The organism is Archangium sp. (assembly GCF_036389735.1).
Taxonomy (GTDB): Bacteria; Myxococcota; Myxococcia; order Myxococcales; family Myxococcaceae; genus Archangium.
The window spans coordinates 1-5,037 of the sequence record NZ_DASVWK010000638.1 but is presented as its reverse complement, the minus strand read 5'-3'; the positions used below and the strand labels follow the sequence as shown (position 1 = coordinate 5,037).

Here is a 5,037-nt window from a genome sequence, read left to right as displayed (position 1 = left end):
AGGCCCCCGTAGTGGCCCATGAGGTGGCGCACACGCTCGGGGGCGAACCACTCGGCCGCGTCCGGGCGGGCCACGAGGAACACCTGCGTGCCGGGCTTGTCCAGCGGGTGCTCGGAGGGCCGCACGGCGTACGTGCCGTCGTGCCGCCCCCGCCACTCCATGGTGCGCCCGTCCCCCCGCGCCGAGCGCGTCACCACCAGCAGCTCGTCGCACACCATGAAGCACGAGAGCAGGCCGATGCCGAACTGGCCGATGAAGTCGTTGCGGCGCGCCTCCAGCGTCTCGCGCTTGGAGCTCTCGCCGATGGTGGCCAGGAAGCGGTGCAGCTCCTCCTCCGTCAGCCCCACGCCATCGTCGCTGAAGAGCAGGGTGGGCAGTCCGCCGTCCTGCTTCTCGATGAGCTCCACCCGCACCGTGCCCGAGTGCCCGGGCTCCAGGTGCCGCCGGGCCCGGATGGCGTCGGTGGCGTTCTGCAGCAGCTCGCGAACGAACACGCCGGGCGTGCTGTAGAGGTGATGGGAGAGGAGGTCGATGACCCCTCGGAGGTTGACCTGGAATCGATGGTCCACGGGCGGCGCAGCCTATCTGATAGGTCGCGAGCCGTACGCCCTGCCCGGTGCCGCTGTCCACCATCCTGTGGACAGCCGGCGGATTTGCCGCTGGACGACTGCCCGCTCGCCGCATAAGCGGCCCCCCGACCGCGGGGTGCCCCGGTGGCACCTCGGGACACCCGTTGGCCATCGACCCCTGGCGGCCCCGGCTCCACCCCGCTGGGAGGTGGGCCGGTGGCGCGGAAGTGGCGGGTGGGGTATTCCCAGCATGTCGCTCGGCGCGGCGGCTGGGGTGGATTTCCGATGCATCTAGGTAAGGCGGGATGGCTCTCCTCATTGCTCGAGGAGTCGGTGGCGCTCCATGTGCGCGCACCGGGCCCCGTGGTGTCTTCGGACCTGCCCGAGTCCAGCTCCGGCCGCGCCCGTGCCCGCGCGTACCTGCGCCGGATGCTGCGTGCCAGCGGCCTGCTCTATGGGACTCCCGCGGAGGGCGGGGGCGGTCTGTCCGCCGAGGGCGCCTCCGAGGGCCCCGGAGCGCGTGCGCCCGAGGAGCTGCTCTTCCGTGCCGTGGTGCGCACCCTGGCGCGCATGGCCCTGGACATGGCGCAGCTGGCCGGTGCTCCTCCGGGCCCCCGCCGCGAGCAGCTCCTGCTGCTCTTCGCGATCCTCACCGGCCAGCTCGACGAGGCCCAGGCCATTGAGGAGAAGCTGCGCCAGGGGCACGAGGCCCCGCGACGGCTGTGGGGCAAGGTGGAGGACGCGCTGGAGCGCCGCGCCCTCTCGCTGTCGGGGGATCCAGCCTACGGGCTCGTCCTCCACAACGGGGCCCTCTACGCCGACGCGCACATGTTCGGCCGGCAGGCGCTCGACTACTTCGCCCGGGGCGGGCTGAACCGGGACATGGCTCGCCGCCGCATCGACTTCGCGGCCCGGCAGAAGGCGCTCCTGGTGGAGGTGCTCACGGGCCTGGCCTGTGTGGACCGGCAGCCCACCTTCTCCGCGCGCCGCGCCATCCTCCGGCAGGTGGAGGACCTCGGGTTGCCGGATGCGCTGGAGGCCGAGCTACGCGCCGCCGTGCGGGAGTCCTTCGAGCGCCGCCACTCCCTGAGTGCCGCGGTGAAGGGCGTGCGCAGCGTGGATTTGCGGCGCTTCATCCTGGAGCAGACGCTGCTGGCCTCGCTGGTGGATGGTCGGCGCTCGCGAGGGGAGCGCGCCTTCATCGAGCGGCTCACCCAGGCGCTGCGGGTGCCCGAGAGCACGGTGCACCAATTGGAGCTGGAGGTCGCCGAGTTCTACGCGAAGAACCGCTCCGTGGTGGACGTGTTCACCGTGTCCTCCGCCGCGAACCTGATGGGGGAGGATCTCGTGTCCGGCATGCAAGATGCGCTGGAGCGCAACTTCTATCGCCTCATGCAGGAGGTCCGTGAGACGGGCGAGCTGTACCACCTGCTCACCAAGGCCGCACGAGGGCAGAAGCTCTCCACCGAGGAGCGCCAGCGCATGCGGGCGCAGTTGATCGATGTGGCGAAGGCGATTCCGGCGCTCGCCATCTTCGCGGCGCCCGGAGGGATGCTGCTGCTGGTGGCACTGGCCAAGGTGCTGCCCTTCAACCTGCTGCCCAGCGCCTTCCAGGACGAGCCCGCCCCCGTGAGTCCCGATGAAGACGGGACGGGCGGCGGTGGGGACGAGCCGCCCGTGCGCAAGGTGGGCTGAGGGCGAGCTTCCTGGCTACGGAGGCGGCAGCGGCTGCCAGTTCGGATCCGGCCAGACGAATGGGTTTCCATTCGGACCGGGGTTGGCATTGCCGAAGTAGCTCTGGCAACCGGCGGTGTTTCCGGGCTGGCCTCGGAGCGCCCAGAAGCCGGGACAGACGTCCCGTGGGATACGCGTGCGGCAGTCCGCCATCGTCCGCGTGCCTGGGTCAGGCCGCGCGTAGTAGGCGTTCACGAAGTTCCACGCGAGGGTCTGGAGCTCCTGGATGGTTGCGGCGTTCGCGCCAGGCGGGCCTGCCGCGCCTACGGGGGAGTCCCTGAACACAGACGCGTGGTGGACGGCGGCCAGGTAATACGTGCCCAGCGACGTCAGGTGGACGTTGTCGCTGAAGATCATGTCCAACTTCTGTGACGTGGTGCCGCTGAGCCCCGGGACCTGGTTCGCCACGATGCGCTCGACCAGCTCGACCAGTGCCGCGCCGCCTGGGAGCGTCACCACGCGATCCGTGCGCCCATCGGCCTGCAGTGTGAGGTTCACCTTCGAGGACACGCACTCCCACGCGACCAGCGCGTTCTTCTCGTAGGTGATCCACTGCGTCGGGTCGGCTTTATCAATATCGAGCCACGTATGATAAAAATAGGTGACGCCCCGAGGGTTACCCGCGATCAGACGGTCATGGTAGTGGCGCAGGTAGCCGACCGTGTTCTCCCACTCGATGGTTCCCAGGAGGTCGTGCCGTTCGGTGATGAGCAGGGTGTCGTATTTGTCGCCCTGTCCCAGCGTTTGCGGTGACAGGAGCTCCTGAACCACGTTCATGTTGTTTCCATCGCGGTTCTTGCCCTGGCGGTACCCTTCCCAATTTCCGTTGCCCCAGGTGCGCACCCGGAGCGGTGAACCAATGCTGTTCTGCTGGTTCCAATGGATGTCCTTGCCCTGGCTCTTCGCGATGCTGTCGACGTAGTCGGGCATCGGGTTGTCGAGCAGGCTGTGTCCCGAGAAGAAGATCCGGGCGCGCGAGAGCGAGGTGCCGGCGTCGGGAACTCCGGCGTCCGTCGCACCCGCGTCCGCCGTGCCTGCGTCCGCCGTGCCCGCGTCCGACTCCGTGCCTCCGCCGTCCATGCGGATGACGCCGGAATCTCGGTCTCCGGGGTTCCCCGCGTCCGGAGCGGGCGCGCCGACCTGCCCAGCGCAGGCCATGAGCAATGTGGCGATCAGTAAGAGATGAAGCCAGGGACGCGATGAATGCATGAGCAAGATCCTTTGATGCGGAAGATGGCCAGGCGCATTCTACTTCACGTCCCCAGGCCACGCTGGCGTCCTCGGCCTTGAAGGCCTCCAAGTGCGACGGCGCACGTGCCGGGCATGCCGATGAGCAGCTCGACGAACTCCTGGATCGGAGCGGGTAATGCGGTACCGGCCCCACCGCTCATGAGTTCCATTGCACGAGATAGATGCCATGACGGCGGGAATGCATGTGGATGTGTGGCAGTGCTGCTTGAACCGTCCCTCGATATAATTCGAGGAGCGTCTTGATCTTGAAATGAAACTCACCTGGCGCTGGCGGTGCATTCCAGCCTTCGTATGTTGGCATACGTGGTATTTGGTAGAGGATTGTTGCCATGGTGACCTGACCGACCCCCTGGAGGGTGTCCCCCTATAGCTCGGACGGCACAGATGGAGGACAAGCTCTCGAACACGAGTGATGGGAACGCCCACGTGGCGGCGGGAACACGCTAGAACGCGGCGCATGGTGAACTCATCGCGCTGGAGAGGGAACACCCACTCGGTAAAAGGAGGATGACGTGATGAACGACGAGGCGTTGCTGGGCAAGGCGCTGCATGTGGCGCGTGAAGCGGGCCTGCACCTGCTCCGCAAGCAGGGCTCCGTGCTCCCGTTCGGGCTGACGCTCGACCGGGCAGGTGACAATCCAAGGACCTGGTTTCCCCGGGACCAACTGCCACGCGCCTCATGGGACGAGTTGTTGGATGCCACCCTTGGGCATCTCGAACGATGCAGCGGCTCGGCGGAAGTGGCGGCGATCGCACTCGTCACCACGCTCGAGTCCGGAAGCGAGTCCGGCCTGGGCATCCAGGTCGAGACACGCGCCTCTTCGGTCTTCCTGGTGTACCCCTACCGCGCAACCGGGCAGAGCTGGAGTCTCGGGGAGCCCCAGACGGCGGAGGGGCTGCTCGTTGGGCCGATCCTGGCGGCGCCGACAGGGCAGTGAGCGCGCGGTGAACTCCGTCAGTCACGCTCGTAGAAGCTTCCCCGAAGAAAACACGCCACCGCACGCCTGCTCGCTTCGAAGTGGGGCTCGGGAAGCCGTCGAGGATCGCACCAACTCCATCCCGCGCACTTGTCCGGCTCCCTGACGGAGGGCTCTCCGCGGAACTGGTTCGTGTACAGGATGACCGAGATGTGGTGCTTGCCGGTCTGCTCGAAGGTCTCGAGATTGTTGGTGAGGGCGATGACCCTCGGCTCTATCAATTCCAGGCCTGTCTCCTCCTCGACCTCCCGGATGGCGCCCGCCTCGAAGGTCTCGCCCGTCTCCAGCAGCCCACCAGGAATGGAGGAGTAGCCCTCCTGCCAGCCTTTGCGCTGGCCCAGCAGGATGAGCTCCCCGCGTTGGATGATGACACCCAGCCCGACTGACGGATGCTCTGGTTTCTTGCTCATGAAGTTGATGTCCGAACGGAGGAAGTTGGAGCATAACGTGGGCGGACCCACCCACACTTGGAGACTCCCGATGACGATGCGTACTTCCCCTTGGCG

At 67.3% G+C, this 5,037-nt stretch carries 5 protein-coding genes; 2 read left to right on the top strand and 3 right to left on the bottom strand.

Translation table 11 applies throughout. The annotated features are described in order from the left end of the window. Positions 1-569, bottom strand: a 569-nt coding sequence (locus VF794_RS22335; RefSeq protein WP_331113609.1) for an ATP-binding protein, incomplete at its 3' end; no start/stop codon positions are given. Positions 570-854: 285 nt separating this feature from the next. Here VF794_RS22335 and VF794_RS22330 point away from each other — a divergent pair. After that, a complete protein-coding gene (locus VF794_RS22330; RefSeq protein ID WP_331113607.1) occupies positions 855-2,264 on the top strand; it encodes a hypothetical protein in 1,410 nt (469 codons plus the stop codon). Between the two features lie 15 nt (positions 2,265-2,279). On the opposite strand, the gene VF794_RS22325 is transcribed toward VF794_RS22330, so the two are convergent. Further along, positions 2,280-3,512 (bottom strand): hypothetical protein, encoded by a 1,233-nt coding sequence (locus VF794_RS22325; RefSeq protein ID WP_331113606.1) that lies wholly within the window; start codon positions 3,510-3,512, stop codon positions 2,280-2,282. A gap of 557 nt (positions 3,513-4,069) precedes the next feature. Here VF794_RS22325 and VF794_RS22320 point away from each other — a divergent pair. Next, a complete protein-coding gene (locus VF794_RS22320) occupies positions 4,070-4,492 on the top strand; it encodes a hypothetical protein (RefSeq protein WP_331113604.1) in 423 nt (140 codons plus the stop codon). Between the two features lie 17 nt (positions 4,493-4,509). Here VF794_RS22320 and VF794_RS22315 read toward each other — a convergent pair whose 3' ends face one another. Continuing rightward, positions 4,510-4,941, bottom strand: a complete 432-nt coding sequence (locus VF794_RS22315) for a nucleotide triphosphate diphosphatase NUDT15 (RefSeq protein ID WP_331113602.1) — start codon at positions 4,939-4,941, stop codon at positions 4,510-4,512. Between the last annotated feature and the right edge of the window lie 96 nt (positions 4,942-5,037).